The sequence below is a fragment of the Paenimyroides ceti genome, assembly GCF_030409925.1.
Genome location: NZ_JAUFQU010000068.1, coordinates 1 through 15,527 on the forward strand (window position 1 = coordinate 1; position 15,527 = coordinate 15,527).

General features: G+C 35.4%; 18 protein-coding genes and 7 pseudogenes. 13 read left to right on the top strand and 12 right to left on the bottom strand.

Translation table 11 applies throughout. The features are described 5' to 3' along the window. Positions 1–855, top strand: a pseudogene (locus QW060_RS23600) (MATE family efflux transporter); the annotation flags it as partial. 381 nt (positions 856–1,236) lie between these two features. Here the strand turns inward: QW060_RS23600 and QW060_RS23605 are convergent. The 6 genes from QW060_RS23605 to arsC form a co-directional block, all read right to left on the bottom strand. Then, positions 1,237–1,392: a hypothetical protein gene (locus QW060_RS23605; RefSeq protein ID WP_290365286.1), complete on the bottom strand. Its 156-nt coding sequence runs from the start codon at positions 1,390–1,392 to the stop codon at positions 1,237–1,239. A 3-nt stretch (positions 1,393–1,395) separates the two neighbouring features. Beyond that, positions 1,396–1,881 carry an outer membrane beta-barrel protein gene (locus tag QW060_RS23610; protein ID WP_290365293.1) on the bottom strand — a complete coding sequence of 162 codons (486 nt, stop codon included), beginning with the start codon at positions 1,879–1,881 and terminating at the stop codon, positions 1,396–1,398. Continuing rightward, a complete protein-coding gene (locus QW060_RS28695; RefSeq protein WP_397386134.1) occupies positions 1,862–2,002 on the bottom strand; it encodes an outer membrane beta-barrel protein in 141 nt (46 codons plus the stop codon). Before QW060_RS28695 ends, QW060_RS23610 begins: the two co-directional genes overlap by 20 nt. Further along, positions 1,950–2,411: a TonB-dependent receptor domain-containing protein gene (locus tag QW060_RS23615; RefSeq protein ID WP_397386133.1), complete on the bottom strand. Its 462-nt coding sequence runs from the start codon at positions 2,409–2,411 to the stop codon at positions 1,950–1,952. Before QW060_RS23615 ends, QW060_RS28695 begins: the two co-directional genes overlap by 53 nt. Positions 2,412–2,460: 49 nt before the next feature. Further along, entirely contained in the window at positions 2,461–3,690 is a 1,230-nt protein-coding gene (locus QW060_RS23620) for a TonB-dependent receptor (protein WP_290365287.1), read from the bottom strand. Positions 3,691–3,784: 94 nt separating this feature from the next. Then, positions 3,785–4,123 carry an arsenate reductase (glutaredoxin) gene (gene arsC / locus QW060_RS23625; RefSeq protein ID WP_290363684.1) on the bottom strand — a complete coding sequence of 113 codons (339 nt, stop codon included), beginning with the start codon at positions 4,121–4,123 and terminating at the stop codon, positions 3,785–3,787. Positions 4,124–4,177: 54 nt separating this feature from the next. Between arsC and QW060_RS23630 the strand changes: the two genes are divergently transcribed. From QW060_RS23630 to QW060_RS28185, 4 genes are all read left to right on the top strand, one after another. Next, positions 4,178–4,633, top strand: a complete 456-nt coding sequence (locus tag QW060_RS23630) for a hypothetical protein (protein WP_290365288.1) — start codon at positions 4,178–4,180, stop codon at positions 4,631–4,633. An 86-nt stretch (positions 4,634–4,719) separates the two neighbouring features. Beyond that, on the top strand, positions 4,720–5,070 hold the full coding sequence (locus tag QW060_RS23635; protein WP_290365289.1) for a CPBP family glutamic-type intramembrane protease: 351 nt from the start codon (positions 4,720–4,722) through the stop codon (positions 5,068–5,070). Positions 5,071–5,077: 7 nt separating this feature from the next. After that, positions 5,078–5,473, top strand: coding sequence for an AMP-binding protein (locus QW060_RS28180; protein ID WP_317623233.1), 396 nt, complete (start codon positions 5,078–5,080; stop codon positions 5,471–5,473). Beyond that, positions 5,463–6,173, top strand: a complete 711-nt coding sequence (locus QW060_RS28185; RefSeq protein WP_317623234.1) for an acyl-CoA synthetase family protein — start codon at positions 5,463–5,465, stop codon at positions 6,171–6,173. Before QW060_RS28180 ends, QW060_RS28185 begins: the two co-directional genes overlap by 11 nt. Here QW060_RS28185 and QW060_RS28190 read toward each other — a convergent pair. The 4 genes and pseudogenes from QW060_RS28190 to QW060_RS23650 form a co-directional block, all read right to left on the bottom strand. Further along, on the bottom strand, positions 6,141–6,326 hold the full coding sequence (locus tag QW060_RS28190) for a hypothetical protein (protein ID WP_317623235.1): 186 nt from the start codon (positions 6,324–6,326) through the stop codon (positions 6,141–6,143). The genes QW060_RS28185 and QW060_RS28190 overlap by 33 nt on opposite strands. Next, entirely contained in the window at positions 6,323–6,844 is a 522-nt protein-coding gene (locus tag QW060_RS28195; RefSeq protein WP_317623236.1) for an AEC family transporter, read from the bottom strand. Before QW060_RS28195 ends, QW060_RS28190 begins: the two co-directional genes overlap by 4 nt. Beyond that, complete coding sequence (locus tag QW060_RS28200; protein ID WP_317623237.1) at positions 6,817–7,050, bottom strand: AEC family transporter; 234 nt, start codon at positions 7,048–7,050, stop codon at positions 6,817–6,819. The genes QW060_RS28195 and QW060_RS28200 overlap by 28 nt, the downstream gene beginning before the upstream one ends. 43 nt (positions 7,051–7,093) lie before the next feature. Next, positions 7,094–7,718 (bottom strand): annotated as a pseudogene (locus QW060_RS23650) (radical SAM protein); the annotation flags it as partial. A gap of 57 nt (positions 7,719–7,775) precedes the next feature. Here QW060_RS23650 and QW060_RS23655 point away from each other — a divergent pair. Beyond that, on the top strand, positions 7,776–8,210 hold the full coding sequence (locus QW060_RS23655; RefSeq protein ID WP_317623238.1) for a CDP-alcohol phosphatidyltransferase family protein: 435 nt from the start codon (positions 7,776–7,778) through the stop codon (positions 8,208–8,210). Positions 8,211–8,222: 12 nt separating this feature from the next. Here the strand turns inward: QW060_RS23655 and QW060_RS23660 are convergent, their stop codons facing one another. Then, entirely contained in the window at positions 8,223–8,813 is a 591-nt protein-coding gene (locus QW060_RS23660; RefSeq protein WP_290365290.1) for a riboflavin synthase, read from the bottom strand. Positions 8,814–8,872: 59 nt separating this feature from the next. On the opposite strand from QW060_RS23660, the pseudogene pdxA reads away from it, so the two are divergent. The 7 genes and pseudogenes from pdxA (at position 8,873) to QW060_RS23695 (ending at position 14,258) form a co-directional block, all read left to right on the top strand. Next, positions 8,873–9,922 (top strand): annotated as a pseudogene (gene pdxA / locus QW060_RS23665) (4-hydroxythreonine-4-phosphate dehydrogenase PdxA). Between the two features lie 73 nt (positions 9,923–9,995). Continuing rightward, positions 9,996–10,529 carry a YceD family protein gene (locus QW060_RS23670; RefSeq protein WP_290365291.1) on the top strand — a complete coding sequence of 178 codons (534 nt, stop codon included), beginning with the start codon at positions 9,996–9,998 and terminating at the stop codon, positions 10,527–10,529. A 9-nt stretch (positions 10,530–10,538) separates the two neighbouring features. Beyond that, positions 10,539–10,685, top strand: a complete 147-nt coding sequence (gene rpmF, locus QW060_RS23675; RefSeq protein WP_290365292.1) for a 50S ribosomal protein L32 — start codon at positions 10,539–10,541, stop codon at positions 10,683–10,685. A gap of 223 nt (positions 10,686–10,908) precedes the next feature. Then, a pseudogene (locus tag QW060_RS23680) lies at positions 10,909–11,906 on the top strand (beta-ketoacyl-ACP synthase III). Between the two features lie 31 nt (positions 11,907–11,937). Next, complete coding sequence (gene accB, locus QW060_RS23685; RefSeq protein WP_290364593.1) at positions 11,938–12,429, top strand: acetyl-CoA carboxylase biotin carboxyl carrier protein; 492 nt, start codon at positions 11,938–11,940, stop codon at positions 12,427–12,429. 80 nt (positions 12,430–12,509) lie between these two features. Continuing rightward, positions 12,510–13,857 (top strand): annotated as a pseudogene (gene accC / locus QW060_RS23690) (acetyl-CoA carboxylase biotin carboxylase subunit). 203 nt (positions 13,858–14,060) lie between these two features. Continuing rightward, positions 14,061–14,258 (top strand): annotated as a pseudogene (locus QW060_RS23695) (cold-shock protein). A 91-nt stretch (positions 14,259–14,349) separates the two neighbouring features. Here QW060_RS23695 and QW060_RS23700 read toward each other — a convergent pair. Further along, a pseudogene (locus tag QW060_RS23700) lies at positions 14,350–15,527 on the bottom strand (aspartate kinase); the annotation flags it as partial.

A 15,527-nucleotide genomic window follows, 5' to 3' on the forward strand; every position in this document is an offset into this window, starting at 1 on the left:
AACAGCTGCATGGATGATCGCAATAGGACTTGTCATCGATGTATTGCTTAAACCTGTATTCATTGATACTTTTGGCTGGGGGGTAAGCGGTGCTGCCTGGGCAACCAATGTTTCTATGATTATTTACACTTTATCAGGTATCTGGTACTATTCAAAAGGAAAAGCATCTTTTGTAACCAAATTCTGGTCTTTACAACCGAACAGGCAAATCATAAAAGAAACTTTTGCACTGGGAATGCCTGCCTTTATAATGATGGCAATGATTGTAGTTCAGAATATAGTAGTATTCAACGCACTTGCAAAATATGGTACTGCAGCGGATATCACTTTTTATACGGCGGTTAATCGTTTTTTTATACTCCTAATACCCCTTTATGGGGATTGATGCGGGCTTTGCAACCAGTAACAGGAATGAATTTTGGAGCTGGAAACTATGAAAGAGCAAAAAAATCATATGTATTATTTTCTTTTACAGGACTCATTATTCTATTGCCTTTCTGGGCTATTGTCATGTTTTTTTCCTTCTGATATGCTTTCAATAATGATTCCGAATGTAACATTTAGTATGAACCAATTAACCAATTTCAGAATATACATGAGTGTGTTGCTTACATTACCTTTTATTTTTATGGCTATGGTTTGGTTTCCTTCAGTAAAAAATGGAAAACCTGCAAGTATTGTTGGAATTCTGCGACAACTTGTTTTTTATGTTCCCGTATGCTCATTATACCTTCATTTTTTGGAGTCGATAGTGTGTATTGGGCAAGTGCTATAATTGACTGGAGCATTTTTCTGTTGGTTATTTTTCTCGTAAGAATCAATTTCAATAGATTAACCAAATCGAAAAGAAATTAAATGTTTATCAATAACAAGTAAAAACGAATGATGAAAACTATAAAACAAGATAGATATCTGTTAGAAGACACTATTTAAACAATATTAAAGCTTCTAGGGAGGATGCTGATATACTGAAATACTGGATGCGGCTGAAAAAGCTGAGGTATTGGACTTTGCCTGGGAGTTTACTATGGGTATGGATACTCTTATCGGTAAAGCAGGGATGTCACTTTCAGAGGCACAAAAGAAAAGATTCTGAAAGCACACGAATTCTATTGGCCGCTACAATCTCTAATGAGTAATACTCAAAAAAAACATCACCTACTTTTTACTACAAATGCTGTAAAATAAAAAGCAGGTGATGTGTTTGTATATAAGCGGTATCAAAATCCTAAAAGATTACATATACTCTTCTCCGCCGTTTTCTTCATTCCCGTTTCTTCCCGGTTTTTCTGCTTTCTTTTGATTGAAACGATACGTAAATGATAAATTAATCGTACGTCTCTCTCCATTGTCTTTCTGAGTAACTGTTTGCCGTATCCAGATAAATTTCACTTCTCATTTACGGCTGTTAAAAACGTCCTGAACATTTAGAGCAATAGTTGCTTTATCTTTCCAGATATCCTTACTGAAAGCCAGATTGAGGTTTGGTTCACCTAATATTTTTCCCTGAGCTGTATTTCTCGGACCTCTGTACATAAAAGTCGTCTGCCAATCTAAACCACCTGGTAAATTAACCGTGGAAGCCACTCTTGAACTCCAGGTAAACGTATCATTGTCAAAATTCTGAGTGATACTGTTTCCTTCTGTATCTGTGTAAGTATAATCCCCTCTTGTTTGCTCCTGAAATAAGTTGATGTTTCCGTTTAATCTCCACCATTTAAATGGATTGTAATTTACATTGAATTCCAATCCGTAACGGTATTCTGTATTCAGGTTAATAGGAGAACTGATGGTAATCGGAATACCTTCCTCATTTACACCGTCTACAATTCTTATAAATTGAGTAGCATCAGTCGTACGGTTATAATATAACCGAAGTATTCAACGTCAGTTTATACCAGCGTTTCATAAAGCCTAAATCAAAGGCATCTGTAAAAGATGGATCTAAATCAGGATTTCCTCTGTAAAAAGTTGATAGAACTCGAATAATTTGAGATTGGATTTAAGGACCACCCACGAGGACGTCTTACTCTTTTACTGTAGCTGATCGATGCAGTAGATGAATCTGTCAGTTCATAATTTAAGAAAGCACTTGGGAAAAAATTGTTATATTTTTTCTTATTGTAATCGTTGGTTACCAACTGATTTACATCAATTTCACTTGCTTCCCATCTCAAGCCAACCATATAGCTGAATTTCTTGTATTTATTACCATACTGAGCATATAAGGCATTAACTTTCTCAAGATATTCCAAATTGTTCTTAAACTGCTCGTTTTCAATGTATTCACCATTTTCTAAGGTTGTTACATTATATTTTGTATTCAATTCATTAAAATTTCCTAAATATCCTGCTTCAAATTGTCCTTCTCCAATCGGTAATACATAGTCTAAACGTAAAATATTCCGCAATTCGTTTTCCCTTGAATTGGTTAAATCGCTTGTAAGAACTGTACCTGCATTACTTGTAGAATGTCAGAATCTTCTCTGTCAAAGTTTTTTGAAACGGTTCCGGATACGAACAACTGGTGACCTTATCATTGAATTTATATGTAAAATCAGTTGAGTAGTCTACATTTTCTTTAAAATCATCTTCGGCAGTATAGCGTCTGTTGCTATATAATAAATTTCTGCCTGCATCATAATAATCATAATTTACATCATTCGGATTATCACCGTCACTTCTTCTCCATGTAAAATTATTATTCCATGTCAGTTTATCTGTCAGATAATATTCGAAACCGAAGTTGGCATTATAGCCTTTTCTTTTACGTTCTCTTTTGCTGTACTCATTCACAAAACTCTTTGACAAACCAGTATTTTGATCAATATATTCTGTTTCGTTAAGAGAGTTTCCTTTTGTAAAATCATTTCTGTAACCTAAATTGGCAAAAAGATTGAATTTTTCTTCTTTATAATTGATATTGGCACCAACGCTGTACCCGAAAGGGTTGCTTACATTGGCAGTAACACTACCGTTAACGCCCTGGTTGCTTCCCTTTTTCAGAATGATGTTAATAATTCCGGCACCCCCTTCTGCTTCATATCTTGCAGACGGATTTGTTATGATCTCTACCTGTTCGATTGATTCTGAAGAAAGCATTTTTAGTGCATCTGCAATATTGGAAGCCATTCCTGAAGGTTTTCCGTCAATGAGAACGCGAACACTTTCATTACCTCTCAAACTTACATTTCCATCAGCATCTACCGCTACAGAAGGGATGTTATCCAAAACATCACTGGCAGTTCCACCACCTTTATTGATATTGTCATTGGAAACATTATATACTTTTTTGTCGAGTTTGAACTCTACATCTGCCCGTTTTGTTTCTATCACAAGACCTTCAAGCACTTCAGAATCACTTTCAACCTTAATCATACCAAGACTCATAGAAGAGGTGATTTCTTTATTGGAAATCGTCAGGGTCTGGTAGCCCAAAAATTCTATTTTAATTTCATAGGTATCCGGAAGAATAGGAATATTAAATTGTCCACTGGCATCTGTCATATCGCCTGTGACATAGCTCGGATTCGTAGTACTTACAAGCGTAATACTCGCATATTCTAATGGTTGATTAGTCTTTGCTTCAACTACCGTACCTTTAACATAGATTTCAGCAGCTTGCTGACTGAAACCCAATGTGGTAATGAAAAGCATGGACAGTATAGGTAATATTCTAAAAATTTTCATAAATTATATGAATTTTGAGTATAGATTTTATGCAAAAATAGTGCAGTAAATCGGGTTTAATAATAATATATTGTTAAATAAAACGGCTGTATTCCTATAGTATATCTTCAATTTTGGAAAAGGGACGTGCTATAACTGCTTTATTACCATTTACCACAATAGGTCTTTCTATCAGTTTTGGATGTTTTACCATTGCTTCAATTATAGCATCATCACTGAGTTGTTGGTTTTTATAATCAGCCCATTCCGCTTCTTTTGTGCGAACCAATTCTATAGGTTTTATATTTAGTAATGCAATCAGATGCTTTAGCGTTTCTTTTGAAATAGGTTCGTCAAGATATTTTATTACATCAACTTCAACTTTTTTATCTTCTAAATATGCCAGACCTTCTCTGGATTTGCTGCATCGTGGATTGTGGTAAATAGTAATCATTTTATTTGTTATTTTTGATAATTATAAAAAGAATAAACCTCAAAAACCAAACCAATGTATATAGAACAGTTAAAAAACAATAAAGACAGTCTTTTAAAATACCTTCCGTTTAGTCTGGCTTTTTTCATATTCATGGCTTTTAATCTTATTGCCAGTTCATTAGCCGAGACCAATACTCAGGAAGCATTGGATTTGATGGTAGAACAAATGGGAAAAAATATGACATTGGTTATGGTGACGGCTCCTCTTGCGTTTTTATTGTTGTTATTGTTATTATGGGTAAGGTTTTTTCACGGACAAAGCATTCGAAGTCTCACAACCGCACGACCTAAAACCGACTGGAAAAGGATTTTGTTTTCATTTGCCTTATGGTCCTTGTTTTTGATTATTTCAACAGGTATCAGTTACTATATAAATCCTTCTGATTATGAAATCAATTTTAAAACCTGTACCTTTTATTTTTCTTATTATTATAAGCATCATTTTTGTACCCTTACAAACAAGTTTTGAGGAATATTTCTTTCGCGGATATCTTATGCAGGGATTGGGATTGGCTACAAAAACGCGTTGGTTTCCCTTAGTTTTTAACCTCTGTAATGTTTGGATTGATTCATGTTTCAAATCCGGAAGTATTGCAGCTGGGACCTTCTATCATGATTTTTTACATCGGTACCGGTTTTTTTCTTGGTATTATCACACTCATGGATGATGGAATGGAACTTGCATTAGGATTTCATGCTGCAAATAATGTAATGCTTTCACTCTTAGTTACTTCTAAAACTTCAGCATTGCAGTCAGAAGCTCTTCTGATAGATATCAGTGATTCTTCTAATAGTTTAACAGAAATTATACTTCAGGTTTTTTTGATTTTTCCTATCTTGTTATTCATTTTTGCTAAGAAATATGGCTGGAATGATTGGAAAAGAAAATTAACACAATTCAATTGAAATGATTATGAAGTGTAACGAAGTGCATCCTTTTTTTAAGCTTAACGGGCAATCATTTCAAGGTGATGCCTTATGCGAAATGGCTATTTCGCTTATTAAAGACGGTGAACCACATGAAAAAGAACTGGGACAGCTGATTTTGCAATGGTTTGATGATAATGACCATGTGATTTTACTTACTTCGGGAACTACCGGAAATCCCAAAGAAATAAAATTGTCTAAACAGGCGATGATCAATTCTGCTAAGGCAACAGCAGATTTTTTTAAATTAGAAAGAGGCGATAAAGCATTACTGTGTTTACCAACGCGATATATCGCCGGAAAAATGATGTTTGTCAGAGCGGTTGTATTAGGTCTTGAATTTAGATTTTGTAGTACCAAGTTCTTTTCCGATGGAAAATAATGATACTTGCTATGACTTTGTTGCTATGGTTCCCTTACAGGTTCAGGATCTCTTAGTAAACTCAATAATAATCAAAAAACTCATTGTTGGTGGAGCGAAGCTCAGTAGTTCACTAAAGGAACTTTTGCTGGAGAAGAAGTGTGAAACCTATGAAACATATGGAATGACAGAGACGGTTACCCATATAGCGGCAAAACGTATTGAAGATGACTATTTTACTGCACTGCCGAATGTAACCTTAAGTGTTGACGATCGTAACTGTCTGGTTATTGATGCTCCTTTGGTTGCTGATAAACAGGTAGTGACCAATGACTTGGTAGAATTGAAAGACCATCATACGTTTAAGTGGATCGGACGCATAGATAATGTCATCAACAGCGGTGGAATTAAACTATTTCCTGAGCAGATAGAAGAGAAGCTGGCACATTATATATCAGATCGTTTTTTTGTTATCGGTAAAACAGATGAGGCTTTGGGGAACAAGTTGGTATTGGTTATAGAAAGTGAGCCTTATGATTTAACAGAAGAAACTTTTTCGGAACTCACAGTTTATGAAAAACCAAAGGAAATACAATTTGTAGCTCAGTTTAAAGAAACACCCACAGGGAAAATAATAAGACGAGAAAACTTAAATAAGTTTATAAAACGCAGGAGTAATTCCTGCGTTTTACATTATATATTCAATCAGAAGATACCATAAACCGATCGTTACAAAAGATATCGGAATACCGAAACCGACCATCATATTGCTGAGTTGTGGTTTTAATCCGTGTGTATTTGCGAGTATAGCTGCCGTAATCATTGGAGCCATAGCGGCTTCAATAATACAGACTTTAGTTGCTGTGTCATTCAAATGGAATACACCAAATACACCATAAATATAACCAAAGGAACAAAAATGAGTTGGAACATCAAGCCGAGTATTAAATACGGATAATGTTTACTGTCTTTTTGAAATTTTAGCTGATATCCTACAGAAAGTAAAGCAATGGGAGATATAGTCGCTGCAAGCATTTTGAATGTTTCACTCAAAGGTTCCGGAAAGTCTACTTTAAAAAGTGCCAGAAGCAATCCAAATAAAAAGGCAATAAGAGGAGGGAAGCTGAACATTTTTTTTAATAAGGAGGCGGAGTTTTTCGTATGTGCGTAAGAATTTGCCACTAAAATTCCTACGGTTGACAAAACGACAAAAGTACCCGGAAGATCAACTACGATTAAAGTTTCCAGTCCCTCAGAACCGTAGAGTGCCTGTATCACCGGAATACCGACAAAAGATGTATTTCCGAGTCCGGCAGTTAAGATCAGACAGCCTGTAAGCTTATTTGACCAGCCAAGCCTTTTTCCTAAAAAATGAAAAAATACAAAGGCCATTCAAAGCTGATCCAGGCTACAGCTGCAGGAAATAATAATTCATAACGGAGCTGTATCTTTGGAATATAAAAGAGTGCCATGGCTGGTAAAGCAATATACAGTACATATTGATTCAGGACTACAGCCGTATTTTTAGGAAAAGCTTTTAGTCTTTGAAGAGCTGTTCCTGCCAGCAGACATATAAAAATTAGAAGAATATTACTCATAATTTGTAATAAAAAAACCGAAAGGATTACTTTCGGTTAAGAATTATAAGGCTGGTGTTCCGTATAGATCAAATTCTGTAGCTTCATCTATTGTTACTTCTACGAATTCACCTGTTTTTAAATAATGTTTAGAAGCATCAATCAGCACTTCGTTGTCCACATCAGGGCTATCAAATTCTGTTCTTCCTACAAAATAATTTCCCTTCTTTACGATCAATGATACAACGATAGGTTTTCCCTATTTTTTCTTGATTGAGTTCCCATGAAATCTGAGCCTGAATTTCCATAATTTCATTTGCTCTTGCCTGTTTTACATCATCAGGAACGTCATCTTCCAGAGTATAAGCGTGTGTGTTTTCTTCATGAGAATAAGCAAAACAACCTAAACGTTCAAAGCGCATTTCCTGAACCCAGTTTTTCAGAATTTCAAAATCTTCTTCAGTTTCACCCGGATAACCTACAATTAAAGTAGTACGGATGGCCATTCCCGGTACAGCTGCTCTGAAGTCTTTTAAAAGTTGCGTTGTTTTGGCATAAGTAGTACCTCTGCGCATTGATTTAAGGATATTGTCAGAAATATGCTGTAGAGGAATGTCTATATAATTACAGATTTTAGGTTCTTTTTTCATCAGTTCCAAAACATCCATCGGAAAACCTGTAGGAAAAGCTGGCAAATATTCAGGAAAATCAGGAAATTTATAACCTGACACCGGAAACGTTTTTATATGGGATTAGTGCCCTTTTTAGGATTTGTAATCACATTGGGAGCCTGCTACAGACTGGCAAAATTCAATGTAGATACCAGACAAACAGACTCTTTTATTGGTCTGCCTACTCCGGCAAATGCACTTTTCATACTGAGCATTCCTATGATTACCAAAACAACAGATTTTGAGTTTATTGAAACATTTTACAGCAATCCGTACACTTTGGTTGTGATCAGTTTTTTCAGTGCCTTTATAATGAATGCCAATATTCCGTTATTTTCATTGAAATCTAAAAATAAAGCGTTGAAAGACAATAAAGTTTCTCTATTATTTTTAGGAATAGCCGCTGTTTTATTACTGCTGTTTAAGTATGAAGCAATTCCGCTTATCATTATATTCTATATACTCTTATCCGTTATCATTAACTATACAAGTAAAAAAGCTGTTTCATAGAAACAGCTTTTTTTATTGTCCGAGTCCCATAATACGTTTTACATATTTGCCTACAACATCAAATTCGAGATTTACAGTCGTACCTACTTTATATTTTTTGAATAGCGTATTCTCTAAGGTATAAGGTATAATGGCTACACTGAACGTATTTTTTCCTGAATCAACGACAGTTAAACTGGTACCGTCAATAGTAATGGATCCTTTTTCGATGGTAATATTCTGAAGATCTGCATCATACTCAAAAGTAAAATAAGTGCTTCCATCTGCATCCTTAATATCTTTGCAAACCGCAGTCTGATCTACATGTCCCTGTACAATATGTCCATCTAACCGATCACCCAGCTTTAGTCCTCTTTCCAAATTAACCAAATCACCAACAGACCATTCACCAATACTGGTTTTGAGCAAGGTCTCTTTAATAGCAGTAACTTTAAAAACAGATGCGTCAATAGCCACAACTGTTAAACAAACCCCGTTATGAGACACGCTCTGGTCTATTTTAAGCTCCTGAGTAAAAGTACTTTTAATATACAAATGAACATTTTCTGCCTCCTTTTCAATATTGACGATCTCGCCAAGTGTTTCCACTATCCCTGTAAACATAACTAGATTTATTTTACTAACTTTGTATCAAAATTAGCAATAATTACCCTTAAATAAAAATGTATAAAAAAGGAGAAAATATAATATTAGGAATTTCAATCGGTGACATGAACGGTATCGGATCAGAAGTTATTCTAAAAACTTTTGAAGATACAAGAATGTTAGAATTCTGTACTCCGGTTATTTTTGCCAACGCGAAATTACTGACTTTTAATAAGAAAGATAACTGAGAATCCTTCCATCTCATTACACGGTATCGATGACCTGAGCCAGATTGTACCTGGAAAAATAAATGTATTAAATGTATGGAAAGAAGGGGTCAACATTGAACTGGGTAAAGAAGATGAAAATGTAGGAAAATATGCTGTAAAATCTTTTGTAGCCGCTACAGAAGCATTAAAAAACGGCTCTATTGATATATTAGTTACAGCACCCATAAACAAACATAACATTCAATCTGAAGATTTTTCATTTCCGGGGCATACAGATTATCTGAATCAGGAACTTGAAGGCCAGGCATTGATGCTCATGGTACACGATACCCTTCGGATAGGACTCCTGACCGATCATATCGCTATTGATCAGGTTAGTAAAGCACTGACACCAGAACTGATTACACAAAAATCCAAACAGTTAACCAAACATTAATACAAGACTTCAATGTGATACGCCCGAGAATTGCTATCTTAGGGTTAAATCCGCACAGCGGAGACAATGGAGTGATCGGAACAGAAGAACAGGATGTTATAATTCCGACAATAAAATCCTTGTTAAATGACGGCTATATTGTTTCGGGTCCTTTTCCAGCCGATGGTTTTTTCGGATCAGAACAATACAAAAATTATGATGCAGTAATTGCTTGTTATCACGATCAGGGGCTCATTCCTTTTAAAACACTGGCATTTGGAAATGGAGTAAACTACACAGCCGGACTCAATAAAATAAGAACGTCTCCGGATCACGGAACCGCTTACAACATTGCCGGAAAAGGAATAGCAGACCATACCTCTTTTAAAGAAGCAGTTTACTTATCTCTGGATATTTATAAAAATAGAAACGAGTATTTGCAAAGCATAGAAAACCCGTTTAAAGTGAGACAAAATAAATAAATAACAAAAAAATGTTGATAACTTATTTGTTATTGTAATATTTTTTTATCTTTGCACGCTCAAATAGATTGTTATGATTAGTGAAAAAGATTTTTTAATCCAGTTCTCTGGATTAAAGGTGGGAAAACATCAATTTGAATACCAGATTGATAAAGATTTTTTCAATTTGTTTGAATATGATGAATACAACGGCGCAGACATTGTAGTAAAAGTGCTTTTAAACAAAAAAAGCACCATGTTAGAGCTAAGTTTTCAGCATAAAGGAACAGTAAACGTTCCGTGTGACATTACCAATGAAGATTTCGATCTTCCTAAAAAAGGAAATCTGTCTTTATTAGTAAAATTCGGAGAAGAATTCAATGATGAAAATGATGCGTTCTTAATCCTTCCGCACGGAGAATTTCAAATGAGTGTAGCACAATACATTTATGAAATGATTGTACTATCGGTTCCGCAAAAAAGGATTCATCCGGGTGTAAAAGACGGTACGTTAGAGTCACCAACTCTGGATTACCTATCGCATCAGGCGGATGAAGAACCAAAAGAAGAGAATAAAGAAACAGACCCCAGATGGGATAAATTAAAACAACTATTAACGGATAAATAAGACTGTAAGATGGCACATCCTAAAAGAAAAACCTCGAAAACAAGAAGAGATAAAAGAAGAACTCACTACAAAGCAGTAGCACCAACTATCGCTACCTGCCCTGTAACAGGTGAAGCTCACTTATTACACAGAGCTTACTGGCATGAAGGAAAATAATACTACAGAGGTCAAGTTGTAGTTGATAAAACACCGGCTGAAGCATAGTAATCAGGTTTTAAAAATAAAAGAAACTCTCGCATCAGTGAGGGTTTTTTTTTATCAAAAAACAGCATTTTGAGTTCAAAAAAATCATTTTCAGACTAAAAAAGAGCTTAATCCGTTTTTTTTTTGTAATTTTCACGACTTTTTGAACTTTTTAAAAATAAAAAGTAAGCCTTTTATGACAAAGATAACAGCAGCCATTACAGCCGTTGGTAAATATGTGCCAGATTTTGTTCTTTCTAACAAAGTGTTAGAAACAATGGTAGATACAAACGATGAATGGATTACTAGTAGAACAGGAATTAAGGAAAGAAGAATTCTGAAAGACCCTACAAAGGGAACTTCTTTTCTGGCCATTAAAGCAGCCGAAGATTTAATAGAAAAATCCGGCATTGACCCAAAAGAAATAGATTTAGTATTGCTGGCAAGCACAACTCCTGATATGCCGGTAGCAGCAACAGCAGTATATGTAGCTACTCAAATCGGAGCAACAAATGCTTTTGCTTATGATCTGCAGGCTGCCTGCTCGAGTTTCTTGTATGGTATTTCAACCGTTTCAGCTTATATTGAATCTGGTCGTTACAAAAAAGTATTACTGATCGGAGCCGACAAAATGTCTTCCATCATTAATTATAAAGACCGTGCTACCTGTATCATTTTCGGAGACGGAGCCGGAGCTGTTCTTTTTGAACCTAATAACGAAGGACTCGGGTTTCAGGATGAATTCTTAAGAAGTGACGGTATCGGAAGAGAATTCTAAAAATAGAAGCCGGTGGATCTTTACTGCCTCCATCAGAAGAAACGGTAAAAAACGAACAACATTATGTGCACCAGGATGGAAAAACAGTCTTTAAATATGCTGTTTCCGGAATGGCAGACGTGAGCGAAAAGATCATGCAGCGCAATAACCTTACAAAAGAGCAGATTGATTGGCTCGTACCTCATCAGGCCAACAAAAGAATCATAGATGCTACTGCCAACCGTATTGATTTAGACGAATCAAAAGTAATGATCAACATTCAGAAATACGGGAATACTACCTCAGCAACCCTACCCCTATTATTAGCAGACTTTGAGCAACAACTTAAAAAAGGAGATAATCTGATATTAGCTTCTTTTGGAGGAGGTTTTACATGGGGAGCCATATACCTAAAATGGGCATACGACACAAAATAGAATACTGAATAACAAAATAAACTAGAGAGAAATGGATATTAGAGAAATTCAAAATTTAATTAAATTCGTAGCAAAATCAGGTGCTACAGAAGTTAAATTAGAAATGGATGATTTCAAAATCACTATTAAAACAACAACGGAAGGAACTGCAACAGAAACCACTACTTATGTACAACAAATACCTGTAGCTGCAACAGCTCCTCAAGCACAACAACCAGCGGCAGCTCCGGCTCCGGCTACAGAAACAGCAGCTCCTGTTGCAGCAGCAGAAGACAACAGTAAATACATCACTGTAAAATCTCCGATTATCGGTACATTTTACAGAAAACCGTCTCCAGACAAAGCTCCTTTTGTAGAAGTAGGCGCGTCTATCAAACAAGGTGATGTGGTATGTGTTATTGAAGCAATGAAATTATTCAATGAAATTGAATCAGAGGTAAGCGGAAAAATCGTAAAAGTATTAGTTGACGATTCTTCACCTGTTGAATTTGACCAACCTTTATTTTTAGTAGACCCATCATAAGAAATTTTAAACAGAAGTTCTATTAAAACTATCTAAGAGAACCTTTTAAAATTTAGAATCTAATTTAAAATTTCAAAAAGATGTTTAAAAAAATATTAGTCGCTAACCGAGGGGAGATTGCATTACGCATCATCAGAACCTGTAAAGAAATGGGTATCAAAACAGTCGCTGTTTACTCAACTGCTGATGCCGATAGCTTACATGTTAGATTTGCTGATGAAGCTGTTGTATTGGTCCTCCTCCAAGCAATCTGTCATACCTTAAAATTCAACATATTATTGCAGCAGCAGAGATAACTAATGCAGATGCAATACATCCGGGATATGGTTTCCTATCAGAGAATGCCAAATTTTCCAAAATCTGTGAAGAACACGGCATTAAATTTATTGGTGCTTCTCCTGAGATGATTGAAAAAATGGGTGATAAGGCTACTGCTAAAGAAACCATGAAAAAAGCCGGCGTACCAACGGTACCCGGATCTGACGGTTTGCTGGAATCGTTAGAGCATGCAAAAAAAATTGCAAAAGAAATCGGTTTGCCAGTGATGATGAAAGCTACTGCCGGTGGTGGTGGTAGAGGAATGAGAGAAATCTGGAAAATCGAAGACCTTGACAAAGCATGGGAAAGCGCTCGTCAGGAGGCAGCAGCTGCATTTGGAAACAATGGTATGTATATGGAAAAACTTATCGTTGATCCAAGACATATCGAAATTCAGGTGGTTGGTGATGCTTATGGTAAAGCATGTCACCTTTCTGAAAGAGACTGTTCGATCCAAAGACGCCATCAAAAACTTACAGAAGAAACACCTTCACCATTTATGACAGACGAATTACGTCAGAAAATGGGAGAAGCAGCTGTAAAAGCAGCAGAATATATTAAATATGAAGGAGCGGGAACAATCGAATTTTTAGTAGATAAAGATCGTAATTTCTATTTTATGGAGATGAATACCCGTATTCAGGTAGAACATCCTATTACAGAACAGGTAATTGACTATGATTTAATCAGAGAACAAATTCTTGTAGCTGCAGGGTGCCTATCTCAGGGAAAAATTATCTGCCACAACTTCATTCCATTGAGTGTAGAATCAACGCAGAAGATCCGTTTAATGACTTCAGACCTTCACCGGGTAAAATCACGACGCTTCATGCACCGGGTGGACATGGTATCCGATTAGATACTCACGTTTATTCAGGATATACGATACCACCGAATTACGATTCAATGATTGCTAAACTGATTACTACAGCTCAGACCAGAGAAGAAGCAATTAACAAAATGAAACGGGCACTCGATGAGTTTGTAATAGAAGGAATTAAAACAACTATTCCGTTTCACAGACAGCTGATGGATGATCCGAACTATGTTGCCGGAAATTACACAACAGCATTTATGGAAACTTTTCATATGAAAAAAATAGAAGAATAGTCATTCCTCTGTTTATAATAAGCTAAAGGTCAGGAAATTTTCCTGACTTTTTTCATTTATACCAAAGAACCCGAAGATTCAGGCATAGATTGAAAAGGTATTTTATCGAAAATATAATTCACAGAAAGATAACATAAAAAAATAATTGCAAAATTTAAAAAAAAGTATATCTTTGATGCATTATTAATTATATTTTTATTAAAATGAGAACAGGAAAGTAAAGTTCTTCAATGAATCTAAAGGATTCGGTTTCATTACTGACGAAGAAACAGGTAACGACATTTTTGTACACGTTTTCAGGAATTAAAAGTAGAGAGTTACGTGATGGTGACACCGTTTCTTACGTGGAATCTGACGGTAAAAAAGGTAAAATTGCTTCAGATGTTGTTGTTATAAGTTAATCATATTACAATATATATTTTTTAGTACAACCTTTACAAAAAAGCATCTCTAACGAGATGCTTTTTAGGTTTATCAACATATATTATATACTTACTCCTTAGTTACAATCTGTACTGTATCTCTGTTTACCTGTTTTAATAAAACCGTTTTATCTTTTACCACACGTTCCAATGCTTCTTCTGTAAAATGACGGATGGTATATAACGACACTTCCTCATTAAATGTGACATTGAATTTTTTTGACAATTCGTCTTTCAACGACTCAAATTATTAAACTTGTCCTCTACACATACAGAAAAACTGATTGCCGAATTTTGAATAACATTTACTTTAATATGATTTTCATCAAATATCTTAAAATATCACTGATATGAGATTCCATAATAAAAGAAAAATCTTTAGAGGCTACTGAAAGCAGCAACTGCTTTTTCTTTACAATAAAACAAGGAACATACGGTATCAGATCTGCTCCTTTAGTTACAGAAGTTCCAGAAAGTTCAGGATGTATAAAGGATTTCACATACAACGGTATCTCTTTGTTTCTTAAAGGCTGAAGTGTTTTCGGATGTATTACTGATGCACCATAAAAGGCCATTTCAATAGCCTCATGATACGAGATCTGATCAAGTAATATGGTATCTTCAAAATATCTTGGATCGGCGTTAAGAACACCCGATACATCTTCCATATAGTCACACTTTCTGCATCAAGGCAATAAGCAAATATAGCAGCGGAATAATCAGATCCATCTCTGCCTAATGTCACAGAAAAATGATTGGGATCGGAACCAATAAATCCCTGCGTAATATAAAGCTTATGGGACTGAATCTGACTTTGAATTGCTGTAGCTGTTTTCGACCAGTCCACAACAGCATCCCGGTAGGTAGTATCCGTTTTAATAAGATTTCGGGCATCGATCCATACATTATCAACAGCATGCTCATTCATATATAAACTTAGATTCGTAGTAGAAAGAACCTCTCCATAGCTCACAATCTGATCGTATACAAATTATAATTGGGTGATTTATTATTGCTCAGAAAAAAACTCATCTCATTAAACAAAAGCTCCGTTTTGCTATAAACCAGATGGTTTTTATCTTCAAACAACTCATTAATGATATCAAAATGGTAGCGCTTGACAAGTTGGAGGCTTTCATCAAGATTTTCCGGTTTATCAAAATAGTTATTTACGACATCTTCCAAGGCATTTGTCGTCTTGCCCATAGCCGAAGCTATAATCATACTATTGGTAAACCCTATTGTTTT

What these genes read in the sequence shown, in the direction of transcription:
- arsC (WP_290363684.1), bottom strand. Translation starts at nt 4,123, where the DNA reads ATGATTACTATTTACCACAATCCACGATGCAGCAAATCCAGAGAAGGT.
- accB (WP_290364593.1), top strand. Translation starts at nt 11,938, where the DNA reads ATGGATATTAGAGAAATTCAAAATTTAATTAAATTCGTAGCAAAATCA.
- QW060_RS28180 (WP_317623233.1), top strand. Translation starts at nt 5,078, where the DNA reads ATGAAGTGTAACGAAGTGCATCCTTTTTTTAAGCTTAACGGGCAATCA.
- QW060_RS23620 (WP_290365287.1), bottom strand. Translation starts at nt 3,690, where the DNA reads ATGAAAATTTTTAGAATATTACCTATACTGTCCATGCTTTTCATTACC.
- QW060_RS23635 (WP_290365289.1), top strand. Translation starts at nt 4,720, where the DNA reads ATGTTTGGATTGATTCATGTTTCAAATCCGGAAGTATTGCAGCTGGGA.
- QW060_RS28185 (WP_317623234.1), top strand. Translation starts at nt 5,463, where the DNA reads ATGGAAAATAATGATACTTGCTATGACTTTGTTGCTATGGTTCCCTTA.
- QW060_RS23670 (WP_290365291.1), top strand. Translation starts at nt 9,996, where the DNA reads ATGATTAGTGAAAAAGATTTTTTAATCCAGTTCTCTGGATTAAAGGTG.
- rpmF (WP_290365292.1), top strand. Translation starts at nt 10,539, where the DNA reads ATGGCACATCCTAAAAGAAAAACCTCGAAAACAAGAAGAGATAAAAGA.
- QW060_RS23655 (WP_317623238.1), top strand. Translation starts at nt 7,776, where the DNA reads ATGGGATTAGTGCCCTTTTTAGGATTTGTAATCACATTGGGAGCCTGC.
- QW060_RS23630 (WP_290365288.1), top strand. Translation starts at nt 4,178, where the DNA reads ATGTATATAGAACAGTTAAAAAACAATAAAGACAGTCTTTTAAAATAC.
- QW060_RS23660 (WP_290365290.1), bottom strand. Translation starts at nt 8,813, where the DNA reads ATGTTTACAGGGATAGTGGAAACACTTGGCGAGATCGTCAATATTGAA.
- QW060_RS28195 (WP_317623236.1), bottom strand. Translation starts at nt 6,844, where the DNA reads ATGGCCTTTGTATTTTTTCATTTTTTAGGAAAAAGGCTTGGCTGGTCA.
- QW060_RS28200 (WP_317623237.1), bottom strand. Translation starts at nt 7,050, where the DNA reads ATGAGTAATATTCTTCTAATTTTTATATGTCTGCTGGCAGGAACAGCT.